Source organism: Rhodococcus pseudokoreensis (assembly GCF_017068395.1).
GTDB lineage: Bacteria > Actinomycetota > Actinomycetes > Mycobacteriales > Mycobacteriaceae > Rhodococcus_F > Rhodococcus_F pseudokoreensis.
Genome location: NZ_CP070614.1, coordinates 1 through 25,745, shown reverse-complemented (window position 1 = coordinate 25,745; position 25,745 = coordinate 1). Strand labels below are relative to the sequence as shown.

At 62.9% G+C, this 25,745-nt stretch carries 22 protein-coding genes and 1 pseudogene; 7 read left to right on the top strand and 16 right to left on the bottom strand.

Annotation, left to right across the window (positions count from 1 at the left end; genetic code table 11):
• Nucleotides 1-7: 7 nt before the first annotated feature.
• Nucleotides 8-439 (bottom strand): hypothetical protein, encoded by a 432-nt coding sequence (locus JWS13_RS46275; RefSeq protein WP_012687137.1) that lies wholly within the window; start codon nt 437-439, stop codon nt 8-10.
• Between the two features lie 93 nt (nt 440-532).
• Between JWS13_RS46275 and JWS13_RS46270 the strand changes: the two are divergent.
• Nucleotides 533-811, top strand: a pseudogene (locus JWS13_RS46270) (zinc-ribbon domain-containing protein); the annotation flags it as partial.
• A complete protein-coding gene (locus JWS13_RS46265) occupies nt 791-1,306 on the top strand; it encodes a zinc-ribbon domain-containing protein (RefSeq protein WP_420854982.1) in 516 nt (171 codons plus the stop codon). The pseudogene JWS13_RS46270 and the gene JWS13_RS46265, both read left to right, overlap by 21 nt.
• On the opposite strand, the gene JWS13_RS00100 is transcribed toward JWS13_RS46265, so the two are convergent.
• The 15 genes from JWS13_RS00100 to JWS13_RS00030 form a co-directional block, all read right to left on the bottom strand.
• Complete coding sequence (locus tag JWS13_RS00100; RefSeq protein WP_206003889.1) at nt 1,227-2,543, bottom strand: ISL3 family transposase; 1,317 nt, start codon at nt 2,541-2,543, stop codon at nt 1,227-1,229. The genes JWS13_RS46265 and JWS13_RS00100 overlap by 80 nt on opposite strands.
• Nucleotides 2,544-2,894: 351 nt before the next feature.
• Nucleotides 2,895-3,566, bottom strand: a complete 672-nt coding sequence (locus JWS13_RS00095) for a hypothetical protein (RefSeq protein ID WP_241031972.1) — start codon at nt 3,564-3,566, stop codon at nt 2,895-2,897.
• A 298-nt stretch (nt 3,567-3,864) separates the two neighbouring features.
• Nucleotides 3,865-4,488: a hypothetical protein gene (locus JWS13_RS00090; RefSeq protein WP_241031971.1), complete on the bottom strand. Its 624-nt coding sequence runs from the start codon at nt 4,486-4,488 to the stop codon at nt 3,865-3,867.
• Nucleotides 4,489-4,583: 95 nt separating this feature from the next.
• The gene (locus JWS13_RS00085) at nt 4,584-8,459 is read right to left on the bottom strand and encodes an AfsR/SARP family transcriptional regulator (RefSeq protein ID WP_206003888.1); all 3,876 of its coding nucleotides are present in this window, start codon (nt 8,457-8,459) and stop codon (nt 4,584-4,586) included.
• Nucleotides 8,456-8,728: a hypothetical protein gene (locus tag JWS13_RS00080; protein WP_206003887.1), complete on the bottom strand. Its 273-nt coding sequence runs from the start codon at nt 8,726-8,728 to the stop codon at nt 8,456-8,458. The genes JWS13_RS00085 and JWS13_RS00080 overlap by 4 nt, the downstream gene beginning before the upstream one ends.
• The gene (locus JWS13_RS00075; protein WP_206003886.1) at nt 8,725-9,222 is read right to left on the bottom strand and encodes a TadE/TadG family type IV pilus assembly protein; all 498 of its coding nucleotides are present in this window, start codon (nt 9,220-9,222) and stop codon (nt 8,725-8,727) included. The genes JWS13_RS00080 and JWS13_RS00075 overlap by 4 nt, the downstream gene beginning before the upstream one ends.
• Nucleotides 9,219-9,677, bottom strand: coding sequence for a TadE/TadG family type IV pilus assembly protein (locus JWS13_RS00070; RefSeq protein WP_206003885.1), 459 nt, complete (start codon nt 9,675-9,677; stop codon nt 9,219-9,221). The genes JWS13_RS00075 and JWS13_RS00070 overlap by 4 nt, the downstream gene beginning before the upstream one ends.
• Complete coding sequence (locus tag JWS13_RS00065) at nt 9,671-10,018, bottom strand: TadE family protein (RefSeq protein WP_206003884.1); 348 nt, start codon at nt 10,016-10,018, stop codon at nt 9,671-9,673. The genes JWS13_RS00070 and JWS13_RS00065 overlap by 7 nt, the downstream gene beginning before the upstream one ends.
• A 216-nt stretch (nt 10,019-10,234) precedes the next feature.
• Nucleotides 10,235-10,459, bottom strand: a complete 225-nt coding sequence (locus tag JWS13_RS00060; RefSeq protein WP_206003883.1) for a hypothetical protein — start codon at nt 10,457-10,459, stop codon at nt 10,235-10,237.
• 228 nt (nt 10,460-10,687) lie between these two features.
• Nucleotides 10,688-11,599 carry a type II secretion system F family protein gene (locus JWS13_RS00055; RefSeq protein WP_206003882.1) on the bottom strand — a complete coding sequence of 304 codons (912 nt, stop codon included), beginning with the start codon at nt 11,597-11,599 and terminating at the stop codon, nt 10,688-10,690.
• Complete coding sequence (locus tag JWS13_RS00050) at nt 11,596-12,495, bottom strand: type II secretion system F family protein (RefSeq protein ID WP_241031970.1); 900 nt, start codon at nt 12,493-12,495, stop codon at nt 11,596-11,598. The genes JWS13_RS00055 and JWS13_RS00050 overlap by 4 nt, the downstream gene beginning before the upstream one ends.
• Complete coding sequence (locus JWS13_RS00045; protein ID WP_206003881.1) at nt 12,477-14,126, bottom strand: ATPase, T2SS/T4P/T4SS family; 1,650 nt, start codon at nt 14,124-14,126, stop codon at nt 12,477-12,479. Before JWS13_RS00045 ends, JWS13_RS00050 begins: the two co-directional genes overlap by 19 nt.
• A complete protein-coding gene (locus JWS13_RS00040; RefSeq protein ID WP_206003880.1) occupies nt 14,119-14,970 on the bottom strand; it encodes a CpaE/TadZ family protein in 852 nt (283 codons plus the stop codon). Before JWS13_RS00040 ends, JWS13_RS00045 begins: the two co-directional genes overlap by 8 nt.
• Before the next feature lie 10 nt (nt 14,971-14,980).
• Entirely contained in the window at nt 14,981-15,694 is a 714-nt protein-coding gene (locus JWS13_RS00035; RefSeq protein WP_206003879.1) for an SAF domain-containing protein, read from the bottom strand.
• 2 nt (nt 15,695-15,696) lie between these two features.
• Entirely contained in the window at nt 15,697-16,092 is a 396-nt protein-coding gene (locus tag JWS13_RS00030; protein ID WP_206003878.1) for a hypothetical protein, read from the bottom strand.
• An 862-nt stretch (nt 16,093-16,954) separates the two neighbouring features.
• On the opposite strand from JWS13_RS00030, the gene JWS13_RS00025 reads away from it, so the two are divergent.
• The 5 genes from JWS13_RS00025 to JWS13_RS00005 all read left to right on the top strand — a co-directional run bounded on the left by JWS13_RS00025 (nt 16,955) and on the right by JWS13_RS00005 (nt 25,444).
• The gene (locus tag JWS13_RS00025) at nt 16,955-17,671 is read left to right on the top strand and encodes a hypothetical protein (RefSeq protein WP_206003877.1); all 717 of its coding nucleotides are present in this window, start codon (nt 16,955-16,957) and stop codon (nt 17,669-17,671) included.
• A 908-nt stretch (nt 17,672-18,579) separates the two neighbouring features.
• On the top strand, nt 18,580-19,500 hold the full coding sequence (locus tag JWS13_RS00020; RefSeq protein WP_206003876.1) for a ParA family protein: 921 nt from the start codon (nt 18,580-18,582) through the stop codon (nt 19,498-19,500).
• Between the two features lie 164 nt (nt 19,501-19,664).
• Nucleotides 19,665-20,312: a hypothetical protein gene (locus JWS13_RS00015; RefSeq protein ID WP_206003875.1), complete on the top strand. Its 648-nt coding sequence runs from the start codon at nt 19,665-19,667 to the stop codon at nt 20,310-20,312.
• 380 nt (nt 20,313-20,692) lie between these two features.
• Nucleotides 20,693-20,950, top strand: coding sequence for a hypothetical protein (locus JWS13_RS00010; protein ID WP_206003874.1), 258 nt, complete (start codon nt 20,693-20,695; stop codon nt 20,948-20,950).
• Between the two features lie 306 nt (nt 20,951-21,256).
• Nucleotides 21,257-25,444, top strand: coding sequence for a telomere-binding protein (locus JWS13_RS00005; protein WP_206003873.1), 4,188 nt, complete (start codon nt 21,257-21,259; stop codon nt 25,442-25,444).
• Nucleotides 25,445-25,745 lie beyond the last annotated feature (301 nt).

The window sequence follows — 25,745 nt, the reverse complement described above, 5'->3', positions numbered from 1 at the left end:
ATCATCGTCAACGCCTGCTCCCGCGATTCTCCACGCTGCTCGATGAGAGCTTCTCCAAGAGCGCGGACAGTTCCCCCTGGATGCGGATCACGTCCCGGGCCTGCTCGAGCTCCGCGGTCAGCCGCGCGTTTTCCGCAGCCAATCCGCTCTCGGTGGGCCCGGCTGCGGGCTTGGGTCCGCGCGGCACCGACAAGCCGGCGAGGGCACCCCTGTCGCGTTGACGCCGCCATTCGGTGAGCAACGACGAGTACAGGTTCTCCCGCCGCAGGATCGCCCCCCGCTCACCGTGGTCGGCTCGCTCGTATTCCTCGACGACGGCGAGCTTGTACTTCGCGGTGAACGTTCGCCGCACCGCCTTCTCGGCCACTTGGGGGTCGGGCACCTCACCGGGTCGCACACCGACCGGATCCATCCGGTCCGCGGTCTCTTCGCTACTCAATGCTTCCTACTCCGAACTCGCCCTCAAAACCTCACTGATTACAGACACAGATTGTGTCTCAGTGAAGGTTGACAGAGAGGGTGGTGGCTCTGCGAGAAGCATGGACACAGCTGGCAGACGCGAATTGATCACCGCATCACCGCGGGAACAGGGTGCCCTGTGTGCTCGGGCCATCGCGTGGTGGTGGGTTTCAACGACCTCGCCACGACACACCCCTCCCTCGCCGAACAATGGCACCCAACGAAAAACACACTCACTGCCATAGAGATCGGCTTCGGTTCTACGAAGAAGGTGTGGTGGCGTGGCCCAGTAGACCACGAGTGGATGGACACCCCGAATAGCCGCTCGAACATGGGCAATGGATGCGTGTTCTGCTCAGGTCACCGCGTTCTCGTTGGATTCAACGACCTCGCATCACTGCGTCCAGATTTAGCGTCCCAATGGCATCCCGACCGCAACACCCTCACGCCGGCGGACGTCACGCTGGGAGCGAACAAGTTCGTTTGGTGGCAGTGCAACGACGGTCACGAGTGGCGCACCATGGTCGCCAAACGGTCGAGTGGAACCGGATGCCCAGAATGCACTCTTAGCCAGACATCCCGCCGCGAACAGGCCATCTGCTCGATCATCGCCAACCACTTCGGTGTGGACTACGACGGTCCGCATACCGTCCAGGGGTGCCGCAGCAAAGTTGATCTCGCAATTCCAACCCTCAAGACGGCAGTAGAATTCGACAGCTGGTACTGGCACCGCGCGAGCCTGCGGCGCGACGATAAGAAAACAGGCCCTACTGACTCATTCGTGGGTGATTCCTGCCGGGTAGTTGTGGCGGGTGGCCACCAAGTCCGAGCATGGCCAGGGCGATGAGAGCCTCGGGGGTGCGGAAGCCGAACGCGACGCGGGTGATGAGTCTGATCTTGGTGTTGACCGATTCGATCCGCCCATTCGACAGGCCGTGTTCGATCGCGGCGAGGATCGAGTCCTTGTGGGTGACGATGCTGCGTTGCAGGGCGACGAACTCGGGGATTCGGGATCGGCGGGCCCAGCCGATCCACCGATCCAGCGCGACGACAGCGTCCTCGTGCCGCATCTGGAACACCAACCGCAGAGATTCTTTGAGCAGGTACGCGCGGTGAAGGACGGGGTCCTCGAGTTCGATCAGCCGCAGCGTCACCGCCTGCTTGCCGGTCAGGTTCTCCGGGTTCTTCAGCAGCGCCCACCGACTCTTCTTGACCACGATGGCCCGCTCGCGGTGCGGATCGGGAGCGTTGTCGGCCGCGCGACTTCTTGTTCCGAACTGCCTGCGTGGCAGAGCTTTCGCCCGCGCCCGGTTCCAGGAGCCTCTGCGGACCTTGTCGACCGCGGCGGTGGCCCAGGCCACCACATGAAACGGATCCGCGCACCTTACGGCTTCGGCGCAGCGTTCGGTGACGACCTTCGCGATCCAGGGCGCCGCGTCGGCGGTGACATGGGTGATCTGCGCGCACCGTTCGGGTCCGAGCAGATCGAAGAATCCACGCAGCGTATCGGCGTTGCGGCCCTCCGCCGCCCACACCAGCCGGCCCGAATCGTGATCGACGACCACCGTCAGGTACTTGTGGCCCTTCTTGTACGAGATCTCGTCGATCCCGATCCGCCGCAACTCCGCGAAACGATCGAAAGTCTGCTCGGTGTCCGCCCACACCCGATCGACGATCGATCCGACCGTGCGCCACGCGACCTGCATCAACTCGCACACCGCGGACTTCGAGCAGTGCGTGGCCAGCCACGCGATCGTCTCGTCGAACCGCCTCGTGTGTCCGGCCCCGTGCCGGGCCCAGGGCACGTGCGCGACGACCACCCCGTGCTCACGGCACACAACCCGCGGCGCCCACGCCTCGATGACCACCGTGGTCAGGCCGGCATCGAGGGCCCGCCACCGGCGGCGCCCCGCCCCGCCGTCATATCCCGGGCACCGACGCCGGCACACCCCGCACCGTGACCGGGCTCGCAGCGTGGGTCGCACTGAGACCACCACGCACCCCATGTCATCGTCGAACTCGACACCCTCCACGACCGTCTTTTCGACACCGAGGATCCGACCCCATATCCTGTTGTTGCGCACGCCGTTTTCCACATCTGTAGCGACCTGACCTTAGACAAGCCGGAACGCTACGGGGACAACGGCGTGCGCCCTGATATGGCCCTCACATCGCCCACAGATCGATCAGTAGAGCCAGAAAACAAACGTCCTTCATGCCGCCGGCTGGACCGTCGTGCGGATCCGTGAATCGCAGGGGCGGCACGTGCTTCCACCCGTAGCCGGAATCCTTATCGAAGCGACCGTCACCGACTCAGCTGAATCTATTGCAACAAAAACAATCGATGTCATCTTGAGCCACCAGGGCGCGCGATGAGCAGTGACATGTGGTGTCGGAAGACGAACGTGGCCCCTACGTGCGTCAGATTTCGATGCCTAATTGGTGACCAGAACCTGCATTTCCCCTACCCTGATTTCGGTCCGAGATGTCAGGAATATTGGGACAACTCCTCCTTGAACCCCCGTTGGAGAAGCAACAGACCAGGTCACGAGCCAATTTGAGGTCGCACTCGGACGGAACACGCCTCCACCAGGTTCCAGTTCGGAGGACCGTTCAAGGTGGTGGCTGCACGTCGGACTCGGCAGCGCACCAAAGGCGTCCACATATGGAGTGAACGGCACGCCGACACAGAGCTGCGGCACGGAACCGTCACCCCAATTCGCCAAAACGCTCGTGTTCACAGCTGTGGCGTTGACCACCAGAGGAAATCCTGGAACTGCAGCAGTGCGGCTGACCGGGCCGGTATTTGATTCATTAATCTGCTCAGGGCAGAAGAAGAACCAGCTCCATAGCCCGACGAGTCCTGTTCCCGGCGGGGGTGTTCCATTGTGCGGCGTCATGCAGATCGGCGGGGGTGCTAGTTGCATGGCTGCAATTGCCATTTGGACGGCATTCGCAATATCGACAGCCGACGGCGTTGCGGGCACGCCCACATCGGGGCTGAGGGTGATGCACCGCCCGGCACCGCATTGCATGGTCGTGCCGTCCGGTTGGTCGATCAACCACAAGTTGTTGCCGCCAGTTTCCGCGTTCTGTAGTCCGTTCACACTGGGATTACTCGTGGGAACTGATCGCATGGGTGGACCGGAGGGGGCGGATGAGGCGGCCGGCGAGCTACCAGGGCTACCGGGTGATCCGGAGTTGACTGCACCTGACGGGACCTGCGTGTAGTTGCCTTGGACGACGACGTTCGCACCACCATCAGCACCCGGGACGACATCGACGCCTCCGCCGCCCATGCCTGGCTGGGCAAGGGCGAGTCCAACACCGAGTGCAGCAATGACCAGGATCACCGCACTGGCCAGGGCTGCGGCTTGCTCCAATCGCCTCATCTGGTTCTCTTCCCTAGGTGTTGCAGCTGTCGGTCTTCTCGACCGTTTGGCTGGTTACGCGCCATCCGTTGGCGTCTGGCCATTCGGCGTTTCGGACGGTGAACTTCACGCGCTCGTAGGTGCCACGGTTCGGGTCCATCGCGCTCGAGCCGTCAGCATGCACCGAGTTCCAGGTGGTGATGTCGGTACATGCTTCGACGTGAACCCACGCCGGTCCTGCGATGGGACTTCCTTCTGCATCTTTCGGCGCGTCCAGGTCGGTCACTTTCGAGTTGACGACACTGATCTGCCCTGTGCTAGCCACGCCCTGCGAGCGCCGCAGAGTGATGTCGCCGGTGTACTTCCCGAGCACAGGATCGCCGGCAACCGTCGTGAGCCTCTCAACGGGCTGAGCCGGATCCGCATCGAGAGCACCACGCACCGCGTAGAACTCGTTGACCTTGGCGATCGCGGCTTCACTGGCCTGCTGCTCAGGGGCCTTCTGCGAGCCTTCTGGTCCATTGAGGACCGGCTGCGCTGAGGTGGTGATGGCGGGAGTGTCGGTGTCGTCCGTTCCGCATGCCGCGGTGATCGCGGTGGCAGTGAGGATCCCCATCGCGAGTGCCGTGCTCTTACGGAAGGTGTTGCGGGTGTTCATCTGTCCCCCTTCGTCGCCGGTGTGGCGGATGGAATAGGTGGTGTGCGAGAGGTATCGCCGATATGGGACACCTTGAGCGTGTGTGTTGTCGGGCATCAGCTTGCCGCACTGATGCTGTAGGGGCGGTCGCCGGTGGTGTCGTGGAAGTCTGCGAGGAGTTTGAGTAGTGCTGCTGTTTCTTCTTCGGGTTCTTCTTCGAGTTCGGTGAGTGTGGTCAGGAGTTCGTCGATGAGGGCTTGTGTGGTGTTGATGTCGTCGCGAGCGTGGGTGGCGATAATCGCGATGCGCCAGAGTCCTTCGTGGGCGTCGTTGAGGTTGAGGCCGCGGGTGGCGAGTTGGTGGGCTGTGCGGGTGTCGCCGCGGTGGAGCATGCGGGTGGCATGTTCTTCGAGTGCGTCGGTGAGTGCGGCGAGCATTTCGTGTTGGAGATGTTCGGCCCAGGCGTATTTGGTGGGGTCGGTGTGGGTGAAGGGTTGTCCGGTGATGAGGGTTGTTGCGGTGTGGAGGTTGGTGTCGGTGGCATTGGCTGGGTGTCCTTGGAGGAGTTGGTTCCAGGTGTCCCAGTCGGTTGTGACGTCGGGGTGTAGGCGGTAGCCGGAGCGGCCTGTGCGGTCTCCGGATTTGGGGAATGCGAGGTCGCCGTTTGTGGTTTCGCCGAGCCAGGTGCGGAGGCGGGTGAATTGGTTTTGGCGGCGGACTGCTTTCTTTTTTGGTTGTTCGGGGGTGGGTGCCCGGTTGAGGGGGTCGTTGGGCCAGATTTTGGCGTCGAGGTCGTGGTTGAGGATACCGGGGTGGGTGACGAGGAGGGCTCCAATTTCGGTGAGGGATGGTTCGCGGCCGCCGGGTGCGTCTGTTCCGTTGAGGGGGGTGATTTGGGGTGTGCCGAGGAGGCGGATCCAGATGTATGGGAGGTCTGGTGTGGTGTCGGGGGTGGTGTCGTCGACATCGGTGTCACCGGTGTCGGTGGTGGCGGGTGGGTTGACACGGTGCGGGGCTGCGGCAGGCGCCGCGAGGACGTCGTCGATGGTGGCGGCTTCGCTGATGTTGAGGTCGAGTACTTCGGCGGTCCACATGTCGCCGAGGGACGCGATGGTTGGCTTGGGTTCGGTGCGGGCCGTGTCGAGGAGTTCGAGGAGCGCTGCGTAGTCGTTCTTGGTGAGAGTGGCCGGTGTGAGGTCAAACGCTGCGCCGGCGCCACGGGCAAGGCGTGCGGGTGCCGTGCCGGTGGCGGTGAGTGTCCAGTCGGCTGTGCTGTCAGATGCCGTGATCGCGGCGACGGCGATTCGTGGAGCGGCGGCGAGTATTTCGGTGAAGGTGTCGCGCTGCTTGGGTGTGAGGGGTTCGGCGAGGAGGATGATTTCCGGGGTCGTCATCTCGCTGTCGTCATAGGTGGTGCGGGCAGAGGAGATAGAGGGAATGCCTTCAATTTTGAGGGTTTCGGCGTCAGTGGCGGCGGCGCGGGCGAGGCGGGTAAGGACGTTGTCGGCGGAGTCGGTGTGGCTGAGATGGCCGGTGTCGACGAGCGCCGGTAGATCTTCGCAGAAGCCGACCAGGGTGACCTTGAGGTTGTCGGCGAGGGGTGAGAACGCCAGGAAGACGGCGAGGGCGCGGAGGATGCTCTGGGCGGTGTCGGGATCCGCGTTGATTCCGAGGTGGCCGATTTGTTCGAGGTTGAGCAGGATTCTTGAGTTGTCGGGGAGGTCGCCGAGTTCGACGAGTGAGGGGTATGGGCTGATCGCAGTGGGTGGGGCGTCGATTGTTGCGTCGGCGTTGATGGACCAGGCGTTCGTGTCGCCGGCACGCGCCCATGGTGCGGGGAGTTCGATGGTGTCGAGGAGTGCCAGTTCGATGGTGTTGGGGTGGATGAAGACCCCGAGGACTGCGGGTAAAGGTTGTTTGTTGGTGCGGCAGTGGTCGGCGAGGTGCCGTAGCGCTGCGTCGAGGGTGTTGAGGATTTCGGGGTCGGCAGAGGAGCGGACGGTTTCTTCCACGACGGCCGCAGGCCCGGTGGGTAGTGGGATCCGTTCTCCACGTTGGCGGCGGTGTTGTTGGCGGCGGCGGTAGGTGCGGAGCGCGGCGAGGAGGGCGACGGCGGCCAGGGCGGAGACTCCGACGAGGGTAGAGGAGGAGATGCCGGCGTCTTCGTTGTTGAGGTCGGTGGTGGAGGCGGTGTTATCGGGTGTGGGGACGGGGCTGGTGTCAAGGGGGATGTGGGTGGGTGGAAGGTCTGTGACGGGGGGTGCCGGCGGTGCATTTCCCGGTTCTGGTGCTATTTCCGGTATTGGTGCTGGCGTATTTTCTGGTTGCATTTCCGCCGTGTTGGACTGCGTGTTTGTCGTCTCTGATTCTTGCGCCTGTGTTGGCGGGGGTGTCAGCTTGTTCGTTGTAGGGGCGGGTACTTCCGCGGTCGTTGCGGGGGTGTGCGGCGGCGCGAGCGCTTCGGCGGGTCCCGGGGCGGGGGTTGCGGCTGCAGGTGCCGGCGCAGGGGGTACGGCTGGCGGTACTGGTGCCCGAGCGGGCGAAGGGGTGACGGCCTGCCCACTCGGGTCGAGTGTCATGCCGAAGACCCTCGCGGCGGCTTCGGCGGCGGCTCGGGCCTCCGCTTGGGCCATTTCATCGCCGCCGGGGACCATCTCGGCCTGCTCGGGGATGTTGGGCACCACGAGGCTGGGTTGAGTCGGTTCCGCGGGTACAGGGGGTGAGGCTTCCGCTGGCGGGGCCGCTGAGAGGGTCAGCATTTGCTCGTGCGTTAACGTCGAATCCGGTGCCGGCGCAGGTGCGGTTTCGGGCACCGACGCGGTGGGCGCTTCGGTGCCGAGCACGGCGGTGGGGACGAGAGGTGTGGTTTCAGGTGCTGGCGCGGGAGTTGGTGTCGCCTCGGGTGCCGGGGTGGGGACTGCGTCTGTTTCAGGGGCAGCGTTGGGTGCGGTCGTGGTGTCGGGGCCCACTTCGGACGCCGTTGGGGGTGTCGCAATCTCCGGCGCACTTTCAGGTGCAGCAACTTCCGGCGCAGGTGCCGGCGCGGACGCAGGCACATCAGCAACTTCCGGTGCCGGCGCAGGTGCCGGAGCAGGTTCGGGGCCGCCCTGCGACTGGGGTGAGATCGAAGCCGGAGGCGGTGCCAGCTGGATGTCAGGTTGGATGACGAGTTGTTGACCGATGACGAGGAGGTCGTTGGTGAGGGGGCCGTCGACGCCGCGGATCTCGGTCCAGCGGGTGCCGTCGCGGAGATGTTGTTCGGCGAGGTCCCAGAGGGTGTCGCCGGGTTGGACGGTGTAGGCGCCGGTGACGGGCGGTGTTGGTTCGGCGGGGAGGGTGAGGGCCCATCCGGCGTGGAGCCAGTTGTCGTCGCTGATGATGTGGCGGTTGAGGTCGCGGATTTCGGGGTAGCGGGTGCCGTCTCCGAGGTGATGTTCGGCGAGGCTCCAGAGGGTGTCGCCGGGTTTGGTGGTGATGGTGTCGCCAGTGGGTGTGGTGGCGGGTTCTTTGGTCCAGGTCGGGACGTTGGTTCTGGCTGGGATGCTGGGGTCAACGGGTGCTGCGTGGGCGGGTGCTGTGTGGGCGGGTCCGTTGGTCATTGCCATGTCGGCGATGGGTGATGCGGTGGCGGTGCCGGCTGTGATGAGCATGAGTGCACCGCCGACGAGGGCGGCGGCGGATCGTTGCTGGAGTTGGAGTCCTTTGATTTCTCGGGGTCGGGCTCCGCGTGCGGCAGCGACGATTTCGATGATAGTGGTGTAGGCGAAGGTTGCCCAGGCGCTCCATCCGAGGAGGGTGAGGGCGGTGATGAAAAGGGTGCCGTCGTCTTGGGTGAGGAGGAGTTCTTTGAGTGCGTTGAACGAGGTGAGTTCGGCGAGGGGCGCGAGGGGGTTGCCCTGGAAGAGGTAGAGGGCGGTGGGGATTCCGATCAGGAGTGTGAGGAGGGTGAGGAGGTATCCGAGGCCTTTGAGGCGGTGTGCTGCGGTGTTCATGGGCGGGTCCCTTCGCTCGGCATGGGCCTCGGGATGACGGGGCTGGCGACGAAGATTGCCCACGAGAGCCAGCCGGTGATGGTCAGGGTGCGGAGGAAGAGTGTGCCGTTGTCGGGGATGGTGAGGGTGTTTCGGATGGTGTCGACGGTTGGGATTGTGTGTGGGAGTGGATTTCCGGCGAGCGCCCATAGCGCGTAGGGGATCCCCGCGACGAGTAGTGCGGCGATGATGACGGTGAGGATTTCGCTGATGTGGGCGCGCGTGGTCATGGCAGTCCTACTCCTGGGATGGCGCCTACACCTGGGATTGCACCGCCTGCGCCGTTGTTGGTGCGGTTGAGGCTGACGTGTGAGGTGCCGGTGACGGTTTGGGGTCCGAGTCCGATGAGGCCGAGCACTTTCGGTTGATAGGTCTTGGTGGTGGTGATGAGGAGGGTGTTGGGGCCGGTGGGTACGACGACGCCTTGGACCCCGTCTGCGGTGAGGAGGTATTTCTGGGCTGCGGCTTGGGCGGTGAAGGGGTTGACGAAGGATCCATAGCCGCGGGCGGCGAGTGGTGTGAGGATTTCTTGGCCGGCGGTTCGGGCGGCTTCTTCGGCGACGAGTTGGGCTTGTTGTTTGGCTTGGAGTTTGCCGCCTCCGTCGACGACGAGGCCGAGGCAGATCAAGAGCGCGAAGGTCACGATCACGGTCCACAGGGTGATGGATCCGCGGTCGCTGGTGTGGTCGACTCGCGTTCGGATCCAACGGCGGAGGCTGGTCATCGTAGGCGCTCCCGGTAGGTGTCGAGCGGTGAGGACGCGGTGTGCGTGATGGTGCGGACGCCGGTGATGCCGGTGAGGCCCAGTACATCGAGGCTGACGGTGCAGGTGACGGTGGCGCTGATTTGTGAGTCGACGCCGGGGCGGGTGCGGAATGCGCTGGTGTCGGTGTTCACGTTCAGGGTGACGCAGGTGAGGCCTTTCGCAGCGAGGTCGTCGTGGGCTGCGATCTGCGCTTTGGGTGCTGCTTGGAGTGCGGTGCGGGCAAGGGATGCTGCTCGGGCCGCTTCGGACGCTGCGTGTTGGACTTTCATGTGGGCTTGGGCGACGATTCCGCCGACAATGATGACTCCGATGAGCAGCAGGAATGCTGGCGTGAGGATGACGAGTTCGAGCGTGTTGGCACCTCGGTCGTCTTTAGTCCAGCGGCGTCGAAGTCCGCGGAGTGTGTTCACCATGCCTGCCCTGGTGTGGTGATTCGTTCGACTGGTGCGTTCTGGTTGACGGTGATCGTCAGCTCGAGGAACGGAATCAGTGTGATGGGTTGTCCGGCGATTTGGATGCTGGCGTCGCGAGGTGTGCGGTTGGCGACGACGATGGGCGCTTTGAGGACTGTGGATCCTGTTTGTGCGATGTAGGCATATGCGGCTGCTGTGCCTATCGCGGAGTTCCCGATCTGTGAACGGGTTTGGCGGAGTCCTTCTTCGCCCGCTTTGATGGCGACGTTGCGGGCGTGGAAGTACAGAGCCCCTTGGATCGCTCCGAGGAAGAGGAGTAGGACGATGGGGAAGACGATCACGGTTTCGAGGACGCCACCTCGGTCGTCGCTGCGCCACCGTGTGCGCAGCCGTGTGAGCCAGGATGGTGACGGCAGCGGGGTGGTCACGGTGGTGGGCCCTTTCTCCGTATAGGGGCAGGTGGTCCTTGGGTGTGGGCGGATTCATCGTGGGTGGTAGTGGCCGTGTGGTTGCTTCCTCGTCATGTGGCACACCGAGCCGAGGTTGCGTCCTCTGCTCTAGGTGATTCTCGTGAGGTACTTCATGACAACGGGTCCGATCCACGCGACCACGCTGATGGCGAGGACGGTGACGCCGGCTGCAATGATGACGTACTCGAGCATGCTGCCTTGATCGTTCTTGCTCCGGCGGGTCGCTCGGCTGTGGAGCAGGCTCATCGTGGCCAGCATGGTCAGGACGATGAGGGTCACGGTGTTGGTGAGACGGTTGCGGATGTAGGACATGGTTGGCTCCGTTCTTCGTTCTATCTGAGGTAGATCAGTTTGTGTGGTCCCTGTGACAGGCGGTCGCGGGTTTTCTCAGTTTGCGGTCGTTGCGGTCCGGTTTTGTTACGTGCGTTGTACCTTGGCGGAAAGCTCCTTCGAAGGTTTGCTGGGTGATAGTTGGTGCAGTATTTCAGGGCTCGCTGGCTGCTGCTGGCTGGGATGTGTGCTCGGTCATGGGTTTGCGGACTAGACGCCGCCGGCGAGGAAGATGTTGCCGATCGCGGCGACGGTGAGCAGTGCCATGAAGATGATGCCGAGCGTGGCGAGGGGGGCATGGAGCTTCTCGGTTGCTGAACCTGCTTTGCCGAGTTCTTTGGAGAGGATCGCGTTGCGTAGGGAGGATGCGTTTGCGGAGAGGGTTTCGGAGACGCTTGCTCCGTGTTCGCCGGTCAGTGTCATGATGTCGACGAGGTCGGCGAGGTCTGGGAGATTGAGGTCTGTTGCGAGTCGTTCGAGTTGTCCCCAGGGGGCGCGGCCTGTTCGCTGTGCTTTTTGGAGTTCCTCGTCGATGCGGCGGAATACCCAGCTGTCGCCTACTGCGGCTGCTCGTTCGAGGCTTTGGACTGCTCCGACTCCGCCGGTGCGGTTGAGTACGACGAATTCGATGTAGGCGCCGAGGGATCTGGCGAACTCTTCCCGGGCTGCGTTGGCTTTGTTCTTGATTTCGAGGTCGGGGGCGAAGAAGAGTGCGGCAGCGAGGGCGAGTGATCCGATGACGGGCAGGGACCATGGAAGGTTGATCCCCGCTGTGATCAGCAGGGTGTGAGCGATCGGTGGGAGGGCGAGGCCGATGAGGGCTGTTAGTGCTTTCTCGCCGAGGAATCTGGGGACACTCATCCGAAGGACTGCCAGGTCGGTGGTGGGGATCTTGATCCAGTCGATGTCGATGGTGTGCGGGTAGAGGCGGGTGCCGACGCGGCTGCGGAAGTCACTGTAGTCGGTGGTGGGGGTGTTGATTTGGAGGTGTGCGCCTTCTCCGGTGAGGTGGGTCATCGCCTCTTTCAGTGAGGCTCGGGCGGGTGCGAATCGAAGGACTAGGCAGATCAGGCCAAGGCACAGGATCAGGCCGAGGAGCGCGGCTTGTGTGGTGATGCTCATGCTTGGGCCCCTTCTGCTACGGGCACGGAAGTGTCGAGGTGGGCGGGCTTGCCGATGAAGCGTGGGAGCTTGATTGGGCGGGTGAGGATTTTCATCCACCACAGGACGAGCGCGAAGGCGGTCATGAATCCGAGGAAGAGGAGTTGTCCGCCAGCGGTTTTGTAGAAGTTCATGAAGTCTGTGAGGACGAACAGTCCGGTGATGAAGCCGAGCGCGATGATGGTGACCCAACGCGCTGTCGTGCGGGCTCCCTTTCGCGATGCCTCGACGGCGCGGCGGTTGCGGACGTCTTCGGCGACGGATCGGGCGAGTCGTTCGAGGGCGGCGGCGAGTCCGGATCCGCGGAGGGCGGCAGCTTGGATGAGTGCGCCGGCGATCAGGTCTCCGGTGGCGTCGTCGAGGTCCGCTGCGTAGCGGCGAAGCGCGTCGTTGATGGGGGTGTTGGAGCGGAGGCGTTGGATGAGGTGGCTGATCTCGGAGTCGAGCGCCGCGGGAATTGATCTGTGGGTGGCGATGATGGCTTGCTCGATGCCGGCGCCTGCGGAGAGAACTCCGGAGAGGTTGCGTACCCATTCTTCCATTGCGTTCAGGCGTGCAATTTCGCTTTCGGCTGGGGGTTTGCCTAGGAGCTTGGGTAGCCCGGCGAATGCGGCGGGTAGGAGGACGAGGGCGAGGAACCATCCGGTGACCAGCCAGGCCGTAGCTCCTGCGATCAGGCCGAGGATGAGTAGGGCTCGTGTCTTTTGGTCCACTTTGCGAGCGCGGCGACGTTTTTGGGGGGTGGTCGGGTTGCGGCGGTCGTCCCAGCCTTGGTAGATCAGGGCGAGGCCGGCGATGAGGGTGAGTGACAGTGCGACTGCTAGTAGTGAGTACATGGTCAGCTCGCTTCGTCCCACTCGAGGGTGTTGGGGGGAATTTCGGTGTCGGTGAATCCGCCGGCGCGTAGTTGTTTGAGCATTGCTGGGGGGAAGCTGCCGAACTGTCCGATACCGCCTGCTTTTCCCTTGTAGATGGTGGTGGTGGCGGGTTCGCCGTTTTCACCGGGTTCGAGGTAGATGACTTCGTCGACGTAGCGCTGTTTGGTCTGGTTGCCGTTTTCGTCGTGGGAGATGTCGATTTCGAGGTGGAAGATGAGGTTGATGTGGAAGGCAACCTGGCGGGTGGCGTATCCCTCGGTGACGGTGTGGTCCTCGGTGGCGCAAGTGACGAGGCGGTCGATGGCACCGCGGGCGGTTCGCGCGTGCGTGGTGGAGAGGGATCCCTTGGTGAACTGCATTGCTTTGAGCATGTGGATGATTTCCAGGCCGGCGACTTCGCCGACCATGAGGCGATCGAGTCGATGGCGCACGGCCGAGTACATCATTGCCCCGAGGCCTACGGAGCCGAGTTGCTTCCCTGATTTGGCGTCGATTTCGCCGCCGCCTGTGAGGATTTCGTAGGAGACGACGTCGTCTGTTCTGCCGTCGAGTTCGTGGAGGAAGAGCTCGCGCTCGGTCTCGACGGTGCCGATTCTGGTTCCGAGGGGCAGGGAGTTCGCGATTGCACGGATATGCATGGTTTTGCCTGATCCCATGTCTCCGGCTGCGACCATGGACATGCCACCCCGCTCCCCCGTTGCGAAGATTCGCGCGAGAAGCGGTGGCATCGTCTTCATCTTGACGCAGTCGTCGAGGGTGACATTCTTGTGTCGGTGCATGCGGATCGCTACCGCGGGGCGGGGTACGGTCCAGGCGTCCGCGGTGAAGCGGATTCCGCCTTCCAGGTTGAGACGAACATGTGGGTGCATCTGCGAGAACAGGCGGCCGCCGCCGGATGCGCGCTGCGCCAGGTTGGTGATCCACTCGATGACCTCTTCGTCGGTGTCGGCGATCTCCGAGTGGTAGGTTTTGACGCCTTCCGGGTCGACGCTGTGGCAGCGTGTTCCATGGATGAAGATGTCTTCGACGTCGGGTAGTTCGACGATCGCTTGGATAGGCCCGAGGCCGCAGATCGTGTCGAAAATCGATTTCTCGATTGAGTGCTGTTCGTCTACGGGGAAGGCTTGCTGGCCTGCGGTGATGGTCGCGTTGATGTAGCGCTGCATCTGGTCGACGATGAAGCGGCGGACGAGTTCGCGTTCCTCGTCGTCTGTATAGGGTGCGAGGTCTTTGTTGGGGTTTTTGGGATCGTCGATCTGGCTGCGCCGATCTGACATTGCAGCGGTGAGGTCGTCGGTTACCGCGCCGACGAGGGTACGTACAAGCCGTCTACGTTCCTGTGCAGTGAGCACACCCGCGACGTGCGTCGATGGAGGGGCGGCAGTCGGCGGCGCCGCCGAGGTGGCGACGTTGGTGTGGCCGGCTGCTGAAAGCAGGCCCGCGGCGGTGTGATTGTTGCGGTGCTGTGCGGGAGCGGCGGAGGTGTGGGAGTCGGCATCAGAGGGTGTGGTGCCGTCATCGGAGGGGGTGTCGATTGTGGTGGGCTCGTTGAACTGCGGCAGCAGCCACAACGGCATCCGGTCAGGTGCATCGTTGTTGTTGTCAGGCATGAATCCCTCCTGGTAGGGGTGACGCAGAGATCGTGGTCAGTGCGGGTGTGTAGCGGGGTGCGTTGACCCATTCCGGTCGGTGGCCGTCGATGTAGCTTCCGAGTCGTGGCCAGGAGTTGCGCAGTGCCCGTAGGTAGGTGGATCGGGTGCGTCGGAAGGCGGTGAGTTCTGCGCCTTCGGAGAACACTTTCGCGTGCAGGGGTGAATCAGGAATCGTGGTGATGACGTCGAGGTTCACGGTCTTGCTGACCTCGGCGGCGGTGTAGGGGCTGTTTCCGATGAGGATCAGCCCGATGGCGGCGGGTGCCTTTGTCGCTTCGAGTCGAGCGCGTAGCACCTCCAAGCTGCCGTGCAATGCGCTCAGTGCGGTAAGGGTGGGGCGAGTGACGATCGCGATGAGGTCTGCTTGGCGGATCAGGTCGTCAGGACCGGACCGGTGTCCGAGTCTGCCGGCGTCGACGATGACGGTCGCTCCCCGGCGGGACAGTCCGCTGAGGTGGGCTCCGAGAGGGGCCCAGGTGCTCGTCATGGCGTCGGCTTGGATGGTCCGCTTCAGTCCGGGGATGACCCACACGTCAGATCCGGGCAGCGGTACGGCTTGTTCGGCGAATGCGCTCGAAATTTGGCCGCGCCGTGTTGGGTCGACGAGGTTGATCAGTGATCGGTCTGCGCGGCGGTCGAATGCCTCGCGGGCGGATTGCAGGTAGCCGGCGTGGACCGGTGAGGAACCCACCGGGTCGGCTTCAACGAATAGGACGCGGTCGGATGGGGAGCTGAGTGCGAGTCCGAGTGCGGTGGTCGAGACGCCGGGTGCTCCGCTTGCTGAGGTCAGGGCGAAGAACATGGTGTGCGCCTTACTTCTCGCTGGAGTCGAGGACGATGGAGACGCGGCCGGTGGCGGCGCGCGCGGAAACCCAGCTGCCTTCGGCATCGGGAACGATCACGTCGACGGTGATCTCGCCCGTTTCCGGAATCTCTTTGGTGGAGACGACCTGAGCTTTCGTCGCGATGGGGCCCTGGACGGGTGCGTCGTCCTGATCGCGTGGGGTGTCGACGACGCGGACCATGTCGCCGGGTTGAAGGGGCTGCGCGGGGAGCTTGGCGTAGGAGGCGGTGATTCCGACTACGGTCAGGCCTTTGCCGGGGATGACCGCTTCGGTGATGGCATTGGGGTTGAGGACTGTGCCGGCGGGCAGGGTCACTGCGGCGGACTTACCGATGACGGCGTTCTTCTGCTCGATAGGGATGCTGGATACATTTGCGTCTGAGTTGATCTGGACGGTGGTCAGGTCGTCGGAGGTGATCTTCTCGCCTTGGCTGATTCCGTTCGAGACGACCAGGACCTCGGTGACGTGGCGGAGGCCGTTGACGAGGACGACAGCACCGACGACGAAGACGACGCACAGTGCGATGCCGGCAGCAAGGAAGGCGGGGCGGCGGCGCACTTTGGTTCGGGAGGTGGCGGTGAAATCGGCATCTGGCTTCGCGGTCCCGTTGCGGGTGGTGTCTTGTTCTTCGCCGATGGCTTTGGAGAGTGCACGATCCTTGATCTTGGTGGTGATCCCCATGGTCAGTCGTCTTCCTTGATCTGTAGATGCGCGTCGAGCGCGGCGGTGAGAAGTTGCGAGCGTGAGCGGGCCGAGACTTCAACTTTGAGTCGGTCGATGACCTCGAAATCTGAGCTGAGCAACGAGTAGGCGACCTGCTTGGTCGATGTCTTCTGCTTCGGTGTCGATCCGATTCCCCTGGCCTTGAACAGGGTTCCACCGACTGTTCCGCCTGGGTGGATCAAGTCATTGAGGCGGTCGTACGTGGCCTCGAGTGCTTCGATGAACAGTTCGCCGGTAGTCATCGATCGGCTCTCGCATTCCTTCGCGATTCGCTCCGATGTCTGAATCGGTAGGTGAACGTTCGAGGCGACGACGGGATCGTCGTCTGCCGGCACCTCGGGCACGAGCTGCGTCACTGGTGGCTCCTTCTGCTTCTCTGTCGGCGGAGTATGGCGAGCAGGAGGAGCGAAGGTGTGCTCGAGGGATCCGGGGCGGGCGTGACCGGACTCAGGCCGTGAAGGTGACGCGCTCACGTCGCAGAACCTCTCCCTGTAACTGTATGCACCGTCCCGTCGTGCAGGGCATTAAATCCCCTGCTGGACAAACGGTTCGGTGTGCTGGTCTCATTACGTGCTGTCCCTCCTTACGTCGAAAAGGACACCATCTGTGTCGCCCCGACATATACCGGTCGATAGGGACACTCGGCGCGGCTCACAGGACACGGTTCGTCGACGTACCCCTCCCCTATCTGTGTCAAACTCCCCCGTCATGTGGGTGCTGAGCTGCACAGACAGTTCACCCCCGGGCCTCATTCGGTCACATACCGTACTTCATCGATTGTTTTTCCGCCGTGCACATATCGTCGCCCCAGCACGTGAGACGTCGTCAACGACCACTCGCATGCCGTACTCGTCGCATTTCGGTCGCGCTTAGTGCGCTTGCGGCCAACTGGGCGCGAGCTCCTGATAGTTGATGTCGATATCTCGGCCATATGGACGGGTAGGGGTGAGCGACTGTTTCGCACCTGGTCGCCGATCGGTAGGTATCTGGTAGGACCTTGTTAGCATGTCGCATCGTCGTTGTTGCCCGTGTCGTATATCTAGTTCGGCTGTTATTCGCCTACCGGTTCTCTGACGCTGCACTGTAGTTCGATGTTTGTTTGAGTTCTGAGTGATCGTCGTTCACTGGATGCTGCTTCATTGCTGTTGCTCCAGTGGAGTTGCGCCATCGTGATGAGGGACTCGTGACACGATGGCGTGGACCTGCGACCATGGGTCTATGACGCGGCCAGCCGGATTTCCTGACTCTGATCAGGCTTCGCACTGGATCGAGGATCTCGTATGGCATCGCCAGACGTACAAGCAGTCGAAGTACCGCTGGTGGGACAACGAACCAATTCTGGTGGCGTCAGAGTTCACGGGCGGCCGGCACAGCTTCACGACGATCGGCGAGCTCCGCGAGCTCGAAACCTATCGTCTCGCCCTCAGTGAGTACGCGCTCACCTGTCAGCGGGCGATGGGGGTGGCGCTGAAACAGGCCCGTACAGGGCTCCGTTTGCAGGGATGGAATCACCTGTCACGGCTGCTGGACCTTGAGGTGCAGGAGTGCGCTGAGAGCGCCTACTTGGCTACGTGGGCCGACCCCTATGACGATCGCGAGATCAGCAATCCGCAAGTGCAGCGGATCGAGAAAATGTGTGCTGGTTTCTTGTTCGCCAGTCCCCTGCTCCTTGCGTGGGAATTGCGTCAACTTTGGGCGCTCTATCAGGCCGCCGAGAACGTCCTCGAGGACACGCTCGTCGACCTCCTTGTTGAGCTGTCGGAGCGGTGCTGGCCCGGCGATCTCGCACGTGCCGTCGGGCTGGTCGGTGAGCATGGATTGCAGGACCGGATCGAGCGCCAAAGATCACATCGGGGAGCCGTCGGAGATCCTCGCCGGTGTGAGCATCAGGTCTTCCGTCCGATTCCCCCCATTGCCGACATATCAGCTGGTTGAGCGGATTTGTGGTGAAGTTTCCGTTGCCAGTTATGGCGTAGTGGGACAGCAGCTTCCGGATGAAGTTTCGGTCGCGCCCGCTGTCGGCCCGGCGAGTTCCTTCTTCCGTTCTACTGCGCGTTCTGTGAGCATTTCACTCCGATCACTGGTACGGACACTCCCAGGCTCTCTGGCAGCGAGTAACGCACCCCTTATCTTGGCCCTTCCCGTGCGAGTTCCGTCTGCACTCCTGGCGGCTGATGCGGTACATCTTCTGGTGACTGTTCCAATGCGATGACTACCGATCTCTCCCTTGCAAATTCCGGTATCACGCCTCCTGCGAATTGTCCCCTCTGTTCTGGTACAAGTTCCTCTGGCGTTCCTACTGTTCAACCTGGCTTTAGTTCCATCACCAGTTCCGCCCTCATTTCGGCCCAGTAATCCGGTGAGTGATCCGGTGAGTAGTCCGGCTGTGTTTGCCGTGCCTCTTCTGGTGGGATCTCCACCTCTCTAACGCGCGGCTTTTATGGCTCAGGTTCTCGTAGGAACTCCCGCTGACTTTCCAACTAAGATTCCGGTTATCTCACTGGCGGTAGTAATACCGATGTTTGCGGTTGCCCTTCCACTGTTCTAACCACCGGTACTTCTGGCGTGGTTTCCACTTGGTTTACCAGCGTGTTTACACGTAGGACTTGCAGCGCTACATCAAGTATGTTTTGCTACGTGCATGAACACGGGTGTTGCAGCCGGATTGACCACCGGACGTAACGCCTTGTTACAGGCCGTATTTCCCATGGGAAATACGGCTGGGTCTCAACCGTGTTTACCCGTCCTGTTTCCACGATGAAAACCCACGTTGCTTCCCGGCCTGATTTTCGCATCAGATACCGCCGGCGGAACGCAGCGACGCGCTTAGGAGAGCGAATTCCATGACGAACTTCGTTGAGCACACCCTCGCGTTCGCGAACGGCAAAGGCGGTGTCGGCAAGACATCCATGTCGTCAAACTGCGGCGGTCTCGCCGCTGCCGCCGGATGGCGTGTCCTCGTCGCTGATTTCGACCCCCAGGGGAACCTGTCCGAAGACCTCGGACTCGAACAGGACAACGGCAACGCCCTCCTGACATCCCTCATGACCGGCACGCCGGTCCCGATCATCAAGAATGTCCGCACCAACCTTGACGTCGTACCCGGCGGTCGCGCACTCGCAGACATCACGAACGTCCTCGCCGGACGCGCTGCACGCATGGAGGACCCCTCACAACGTCCCGATACCTTCGGTGACCTGCTCCATGCGTCGTTGAGCCCCATTGCGTCGGACTATGACCTCATCGTCTTCGACCTGCCGCCGGGCTATCCCGCGATCATCAACGGCACCCTCGAGTGCACCCGCGCGCTCGTCATCCCCACACGCGCCGATTCAGCCAGCATCGGCGGCCTGCAGGCTGTCGCCGAGGCGTTCACCGTCGCTCGCAAAACCAACCCGTCGTTGCGTCTCGCCGGTGTCGCACTGTTTCAGATCGGGTCCCGCTCGAAGCGCCTCGAGGAGGCGGTCCGGGACCGTGTCACCGAGATGATCGGCGCCGCAGCGCCCGTCTTCGCCACCAGAATCCGTCATCTGGAGACTGCGGCGTACGACCTCCGGGACAAGGGATTGCTGGCCCACGAACTCGAGTCCGAAGCCGCGAATGCGCAGGTCAGTCGCCTTGCGGCGCTCCGGGCAGGGAAGAAGCCCGTCGACGAATACCTTGCGAGAAGCGCCTCCGGTCTGGCTGAGGACTACGAGCAGCTCACGATGGAGATTTTCGCGCGGATGAGCGAGTTCGATGCCGAACAAGAGGTCGTCGCATGACGAGTAAGTCTCGGAACCGACGGCCGGCGAGCCTCGAAGGGGCATTCGCGGCGCCGCCCGCCCCGAAGCGAGGGGAGGGCCTGGCCACTTTCCTACAGGCCCGACCGGACGCCCCAAAACCCGCGACTGAGCCTCCAGCACCGATCGAGCGACCCGCCACGACGGTGCCCGCACCGTCCGATGTCGAGAGCAGGACGTCCTCTCTTGCCACGACCGAGCAGGTAAGCGATGCAGTCACAGGTGATTCCGATGTTCATGCCCGACTCGTAGCAGACGGACTGACCACGGCGACGATCACAGAACCGCACTCCGTCGGCTCCAGCATCGCCCAGACGGCGCGCGCGAACGCTGCTGTGGACACCGTCGCCGCAGAGACTTCAGACACCATCAAGACGAGCACGGAGCCTGATGACGCCCTGAATGACACCGATACGCCAACGGAGGCTCAGGGTGACGAGAGCATCGAGAACATGCCCGTGTATCTCGATGCACCCACTTTGAAGGCACTCAAGGCTGAAAAGGGCCGAATCGGCGGCACTTACGCAGATGTCGCCGAAGAAGCACTCGAGGAGCGCATCGACGAGGTTGCCCTCATTCTCCGGCAGCCCAGCAAGCCGGTCGGAACCGTTCCGCGGCGACGAAAGAAGCAGAAGGTACGGGGCGGGATCCAGGTCCAGTTGCGGTTCAGCAAGGAACAGCGCGACTGGCTCGATCGCAAGAAGGACGAACTCGGTGCGCCGAACCGCAGCATCGTTGTCGCCTTGGCGTTGCAGTTGAAACTTGGCACGTTGCCCGATTCTTCTACTCGCTGAAAACTGCTCCGCGCGCACATTCGAGCGTCTTGCTCCCGCGCTCCCCACCGTGCTCCCCACCATGCTCCCCACCATGGTGGGGAGCATTTTTTATGTCCTGACCATGATCTTTGAAACGCTCCCCATGCTCCCCACTCATTTCGCGGCAGATCGCGCGTAAAAGCAGGACACAACACGTTGCGTCGTGCGTCTTCGGAGCTCACGAAGAAAGTTTGCGCGGGAATGTCACAGGGCCGGTCGAGGCCGATCTACCTCAGATAGAGGTGTAGCCAGGCGCGAGGAGGACATATGCCGTCGATACTGAGTAAGCAGAACTTTGGCGACACGCCGACGCAACCCCAATTCCTAAAGCTGATTCAGATTCGCTCTAGTGTTGCCTCATGGCAATGCGACACAAAGGACCACGCGGGCAGATCTCCCTCCGTGCGCCCCTTCCGCAGCATCGCTTATATGAGCAGCGGGCGGAGGAATTGGGGATCCCTGCTGGCGACTATTCGGCGCTCATTCTTGCGCTCGTTCATGGGCTTGACGTGCCCGAATACATTTCGAAGAAGCTCAACCCGGATCAACTGCGCCTGCTCGAAGTCGAGGTTCAGAACGCTTCTCAGCGGACTGCTCAGCTCGCCAAGGGCGCGTGATGGGTCCGTAGACAGCGAAAAGCCCCCCATGCTTGGCGGCGGAGGGGGGCAATTCACTCGCACTTCCACGGGAACCTGGCAGTTCCCCGACCAAACCAACTCGTAGGTGGCCGCACCGACAAATCGGAAGGTGGTCAATTCCAATGATAGCCCACAACATGGGCACACCCATACCTTGCGACGTATACCACGTCGTGTCGGTGGTGAGGTGATGTGACTTCCCCGTCCGTCTCGGTCGGCGAAGACCGAGTCCAATCAATGTCGGCCCGCCGGCGCATGCGGTCGATCCCGTCGTCTCGTGGGCGCATGTGGTCGATCGAAAATCTGCGTAACCTGCTGGAACCTGCCGGCGGAATGAAGATCCGCAGCGATACGCAGTTCTCGGCGCGGTGTCCGGTTCACGACGATGCACACGCTTCTCTTTCGGTGACGTGGACCGACGACGGTCATGGCGGCAAGGTTCTGTTGCACTGCCACGGCTGCGGGGCGAGTGGGAAAGACCTTGCCGGTGCGTTGGGGATTTCGCTTGGCGACCTGTTCGACGTGCCGTTGCCGTCTCGGCCTGCTGGTAAGCGCGTCGGACGGTCCCCGCTGCAGCGCATTGGCGGGCAGCGCCGGGGAAGGTTGGGGGCGCTCCCGAAGGCCATCGTGCAGAAAAGCGCGGCAGCCGAGGTCGAGCACACCTGGGAACAGGTCGAGGTCTATCCCTATACCGATGCCGACGGCAGTCTGGTGCAGGAAGTGGTGCGAGAAGAGTGCACGACCTGCGAGTTCGGGCGACACAAGCAATTTCGGCAGGTGTTCATCAATGCGCTCGGGCGGCGGGTGAAGCAGAAGCCTCGTGGGTTCGCGCGGGTGCTGTATCGCATGCCGGCAGTGATCGCTGCCGTTGCTGCTGGTCAACCGATATGGCTGGTCGAGGGGGAGAAGGACGTTGCCACCGCCGAGCGGCTCGGCCTGGTTGCCACTACCAATGCTCAGGGTGGGCGGGCGTTCCCGTCCGAGTGTGCAGAGCTGCTCGCTGGGGCGACGGTGCGTGTTGTGCTCGATCGCGACGACGCTGGTTGGGACCGGGGCGTTGACCTTGTTTCGCTCCTGGGAGGAGTCGGCGCAAAGGTTGACCTGCTACTTCCGGGCACGGTCGTTGCGAAGTCGGATTTCACGGATCATGTCGAGGCTGGCCTGTGGGCTCATGACGTTGAGTTCGGGGGTCTGATCCCTGTCACTGCCAGCGAGGTCGCTGCTCATTCGATCGCCGGGATGGCCCGCGCGAAGGCCGTGTTGGTCGAAAAGGCCGCGGCCGAGGCGCAGGCCAGGGCAGAACTTGCCGACGCCCAGGGGAACGATGAGCTCGAATTCAAGCGAGCAAAACGGTGGGCTGCTGAGGCTGAGATCCGGTTCGAAGCCTTGCGTGACGTCGTTGATCACACGCGGCGGCAGGCAGCTGAGGCCGGGACAGAGTGGGCGGGCACCGCGGCCGATGAGGCGGTGGCGATGTGGCGGCTCGCCCGTAGCGCTGCCCGTCTCGCCCATGACGTGGCGAAAGTTCCGGTGCCGCCGTCGCTGCAGCATGAGCAGTCGCTCGAAGAGGACGTTGTTCACGCTAATGGTGAGGTTGCTGACAGCGGTTCGGGGGGTTCACCTCGCGAGCACGGACACACCGGGGTGTTCGAGGCGGGAGCATCGGCGCCAGTCGGGGAGAAGCAGTCTCGTCGGGGTGTCGCGATTTCTGCTCCCATGTTCCGGATCGTCGATCGTCAGCTCGTCGAGATCACCACCAACAAAGATGGTGACGAGCAGGCCAAACTCGTTCTCGGGATCGATGCCCGAATCGTGGAAATGGAGTATCTCGAAGCCCACGATGACTCCGTCGATGTCGATGCACCGAAGTTAATGGGCCGCGAAGGGATGCTGGGGCAGAAGGAGGCCAATCCGCCTGCTCCTGAGCAGCTTTCTGCCGTGATCATCGGATACACGCATCCAGATTCCGGCGAATTCATGCGTCTGCGGATCGATGCGATTGACTATCGGGACTGCGGTTGGGTGGAGTCTCTGCCTGGACCGCCCGCCTACGATTCCAAACCCTCGGGTGTGGCGAAGTTGCGGGACGCTCTCAAGGTCGCCGGTGGCACCATTACCCGGACAGTGCGTTTCCGATCGACCGGGTGGCGACGTGATGCGGCGGGGGAGTGGTTCTTCGTCCATGCCGGCGGGGCGATCAGCGCTGAGGGGGCGCGCAACGCTCCGGTCTTGCTCAGCGGTCCGCTTGCGCGCTACGACCTGCCCGCGCCGAGCCAAGAGTCCGGGAGGCTGCGACATGCGTTCCTAACGGACTCCGCGGCGATGCTGACGACTTTGCCCACACGGATTTCCTCGGCCCTGCTCGGCCATGTCTACCGGTCGGCATTGGGCCCGAATCCGTGGGTGTTGCTGCTGGTGGGATCGCCTGGGTCGTACAAGACGTCGACGGCGTCGATTGGGATGCATCACTGGGGTGAGCTGTGGGACCGGCGGCGACCTGCGTCGTCGATGTCGGGCAATGGTGACACCCTCAACGCGCTTCGTATCAAGCTGCATTCAGCGAAGGACGCACTGTACTGGGCAGATGACGTCGCGCCTACCCGGGACTGGGGTGCGGCACAGAAGAGCCTCGAAGAGTTCGCCCGGATGGTGCACAACGGGGAGCAGCGTTCGCGTTCGTCTCGTGACGGTCTCAGCATCCTGGACGGAACACCACCGCGCGCCTCCGCGATCGTGACCTCCGAGGTCATGCCGCGGCCCGGGTCCGGTGCACAGCGCATGCTGGCAGTTCCGCTGCAAAAGGATGAGATCAGCCTCGAAGTGCTCACGGACCTCGACCGGGACGAGAGTCGTCACGGTCGAGCGCTGCTGATGGCGAGTTTCTTGCAGTACTTGGCCGCGAATCTCGAGCAGGTGCGCGTTGATGCCTTCGCCGAGGCTGCGGCATATGCGAAGGTCCTGCGCGATTCGGGAGAGAGTGTCCGCCAAGCGGAGGCGGTCGGTGAGATGTGGGGTGGCTGGGTTGCGATGACCCGTTTCCTCCTCGACGCCGGCGCCCTGTCACAGGATGAGGTCGAACAGATCCTGCAGATCGTTCGCGGTGGGCTTACTGATGCCCTTGCCGCAGCCTCGGATCCGGATCTGCCATCGCGTACGGGGGCACGGGTGCGGGAGCTGCTTGCTCACGCTCTCCGTACCGGACTGGCGTATGTCGACGACGTACGGACAGGGCAGGCGCCTGAGTCGCCTTTGGCGGGACGTCTGGGGTGGCGGCGCACCAACGTTGGCGAGTATCAGGGGATTACCAAGTGGCGTGATGATGCACGTGGGATTCGTCTGGGATATGTGTTGTCGGATCCGGGGCCTCGTGATGGTGGGGAAGCGCAGCTGCTGATCGAGTCGACAGCGCTCGAGCAGGTACTCAAGGCGGTTGCGGGGACCATGTCGGATGCCCCGCAAATCGACCGTGGCACTGCGCTTCGGGCCCTATACGACGAGGGCATTTTGATCGCGGAGGAGCGGGCAGGGAAGACGCCGCGGTACACGGTCCAGCGCACTATCCATTGTGAGGGGCGGCGCCAACGCCTGACCTCGCTTCGGTTGTGGGCAGTGATCGGTGACGATCCTGATGGCGGGCACACTCCTGCAGTTACCGGCGACAGCAGCCCGGATCCGACAGGGCGTAATGACGTCGATGCGGATCGGCCCGCTGACCTGCTGGGACTACTCGAGTCCAGCGCTGGGCGTCGTGATTCGGACATAGAGTCCATGACGCTCACCGAAGATGTTGAGGAGGCTGAGGCTGTGGAGTCGTCAGATGCCGAGGGGCATCGCGCAAAGCTCGAGACTTTCATGGGCGCAGTGCCGTGTCTGATGTGTGGCACTCCTGCCGGTGTGGGATACGAGGGTTTGCCCGTCCACATCACCTGCTGGACGCGGAGCACCGCGGCGACGCGGAGTGCAGCGGTCGCTGCCCGCGCGAACAGTCAGGCGCCGTCCATTCCTTCTACGCCGGCGGAAGAACCGGTGCAGAAGCCGGTGTCGGCACCGGTTCCGGAGCCGACGGAAGAACCCCGCGAACAACCGGCCCACGGTCGAGCTCCGGCCGAAGTCCAGACGACACAACCGCGGAAGACCGCACGCACGCGCGCGTCCTTCACCGCGACCGCTGCGATCGTCGATGTCGATGGCATTTGGTTGCCGGACGGCACTCGCCGCGACCTTCCCGAAGAGTTCAGCCATGTGGGCCATGTCGCCGAGCTGGCGCACACCCTCAATCTGGGGACCGCGGTCAATGATCGATGGAGTGAGCCAGGCCAGGTGTGGATCACCGATGCGCTGGCTCGCCGGTTCGGGCTCGATCCTGACCAGCTCGGCGACGACCCGCGTAAGCGTGCGGACGAGATGCGGAAGTTGACCGGCGGACTGCCTTTCGTGACCGAGGCACTCGCTCAAGGCTGGAGCTCGGCGTAAGACCGGTACGCGCTAGGTACCTGGACACGGTATGGCGTGGTGAACGACGTGGTGGTGTGGTGGCGTTCATTTCGGCGATGAGCCGCGATGAACTCGAGATGCCGGTCCTCGCTGATGATCCGTCACCGCGTTGCTGGCGCATCGCCTCTCACTGTTCGCGTCTGCCTTGCGGTTCCCGTGGGCGATGTCGGCCGCCTCCACTGGTTTCGATCTGATGAGCAGCACGCGGCGAAGGACCGCAAGGAATGTTCGCACCGTCGGACCCCGTGCCGCCTGCACAGATGAGCAACACCGAAACCGA

What these genes read in the sequence shown, in the direction of transcription:
- JWS13_RS00010 (WP_206003874.1), top strand. Translation starts at nt 20,693, where the DNA reads ATGGCAATGCGACACAAAGGACCACGCGGGCAGATCTCCCTCCGTGCG.
- JWS13_RS00035 (WP_206003879.1), bottom strand. Translation starts at nt 15,694, where the DNA reads ATGGGGATCACCACCAAGATCAAGGATCGTGCACTCTCCAAAGCCATC.
- JWS13_RS00020 (WP_206003876.1), top strand. Translation starts at nt 18,580, where the DNA reads ATGACGAACTTCGTTGAGCACACCCTCGCGTTCGCGAACGGCAAAGGC.
- JWS13_RS00090 (WP_241031971.1), bottom strand. Translation starts at nt 4,488, where the DNA reads ATGAACACCCGCAACACCTTCCGTAAGAGCACGGCACTCGCGATGGGG.
- JWS13_RS00045 (WP_206003881.1), bottom strand. Translation starts at nt 14,126, where the DNA reads ATGCCTGACAACAACAACGATGCACCTGACCGGATGCCGTTGTGGCTG.
- JWS13_RS00075 (WP_206003886.1), bottom strand. Translation starts at nt 9,222, where the DNA reads ATGACCAGCCTCCGCCGTTGGATCCGAACGCGAGTCGACCACACCAGC.
- JWS13_RS00085 (WP_206003888.1), bottom strand. Translation starts at nt 8,459, where the DNA reads ATGAACACCGCAGCACACCGCCTCAAAGGCCTCGGATACCTCCTCACC.
- JWS13_RS00055 (WP_206003882.1), bottom strand. Translation starts at nt 11,599, where the DNA reads ATGAGCATCACCACACAAGCCGCGCTCCTCGGCCTGATCCTGTGCCTT.
- JWS13_RS00060 (WP_206003883.1), bottom strand. Translation starts at nt 10,459, where the DNA reads ATGTCCTACATCCGCAACCGTCTCACCAACACCGTGACCCTCATCGTC.
- JWS13_RS46265 (WP_420854982.1), top strand. Translation starts at nt 791, where the DNA reads ATGGGCAATGGATGCGTGTTCTGCTCAGGTCACCGCGTTCTCGTTGGA.
- JWS13_RS00005 (WP_206003873.1), top strand. Translation starts at nt 21,257, where the DNA reads ATGTGGTCGATCGAAAATCTGCGTAACCTGCTGGAACCTGCCGGCGGA.
- JWS13_RS00025 (WP_206003877.1), top strand. Translation starts at nt 16,955, where the DNA reads ATGACGCGGCCAGCCGGATTTCCTGACTCTGATCAGGCTTCGCACTGG.
- JWS13_RS00070 (WP_206003885.1), bottom strand. Translation starts at nt 9,677, where the DNA reads ATGGTGAACACACTCCGCGGACTTCGACGCCGCTGGACTAAAGACGAC.
- JWS13_RS00040 (WP_206003880.1), bottom strand. Translation starts at nt 14,970, where the DNA reads ATGTTCTTCGCCCTGACCTCAGCAAGCGGAGCACCCGGCGTCTCGACC.
- JWS13_RS00080 (WP_206003887.1), bottom strand. Translation starts at nt 8,728, where the DNA reads ATGACCACGCGCGCCCACATCAGCGAAATCCTCACCGTCATCATCGCC.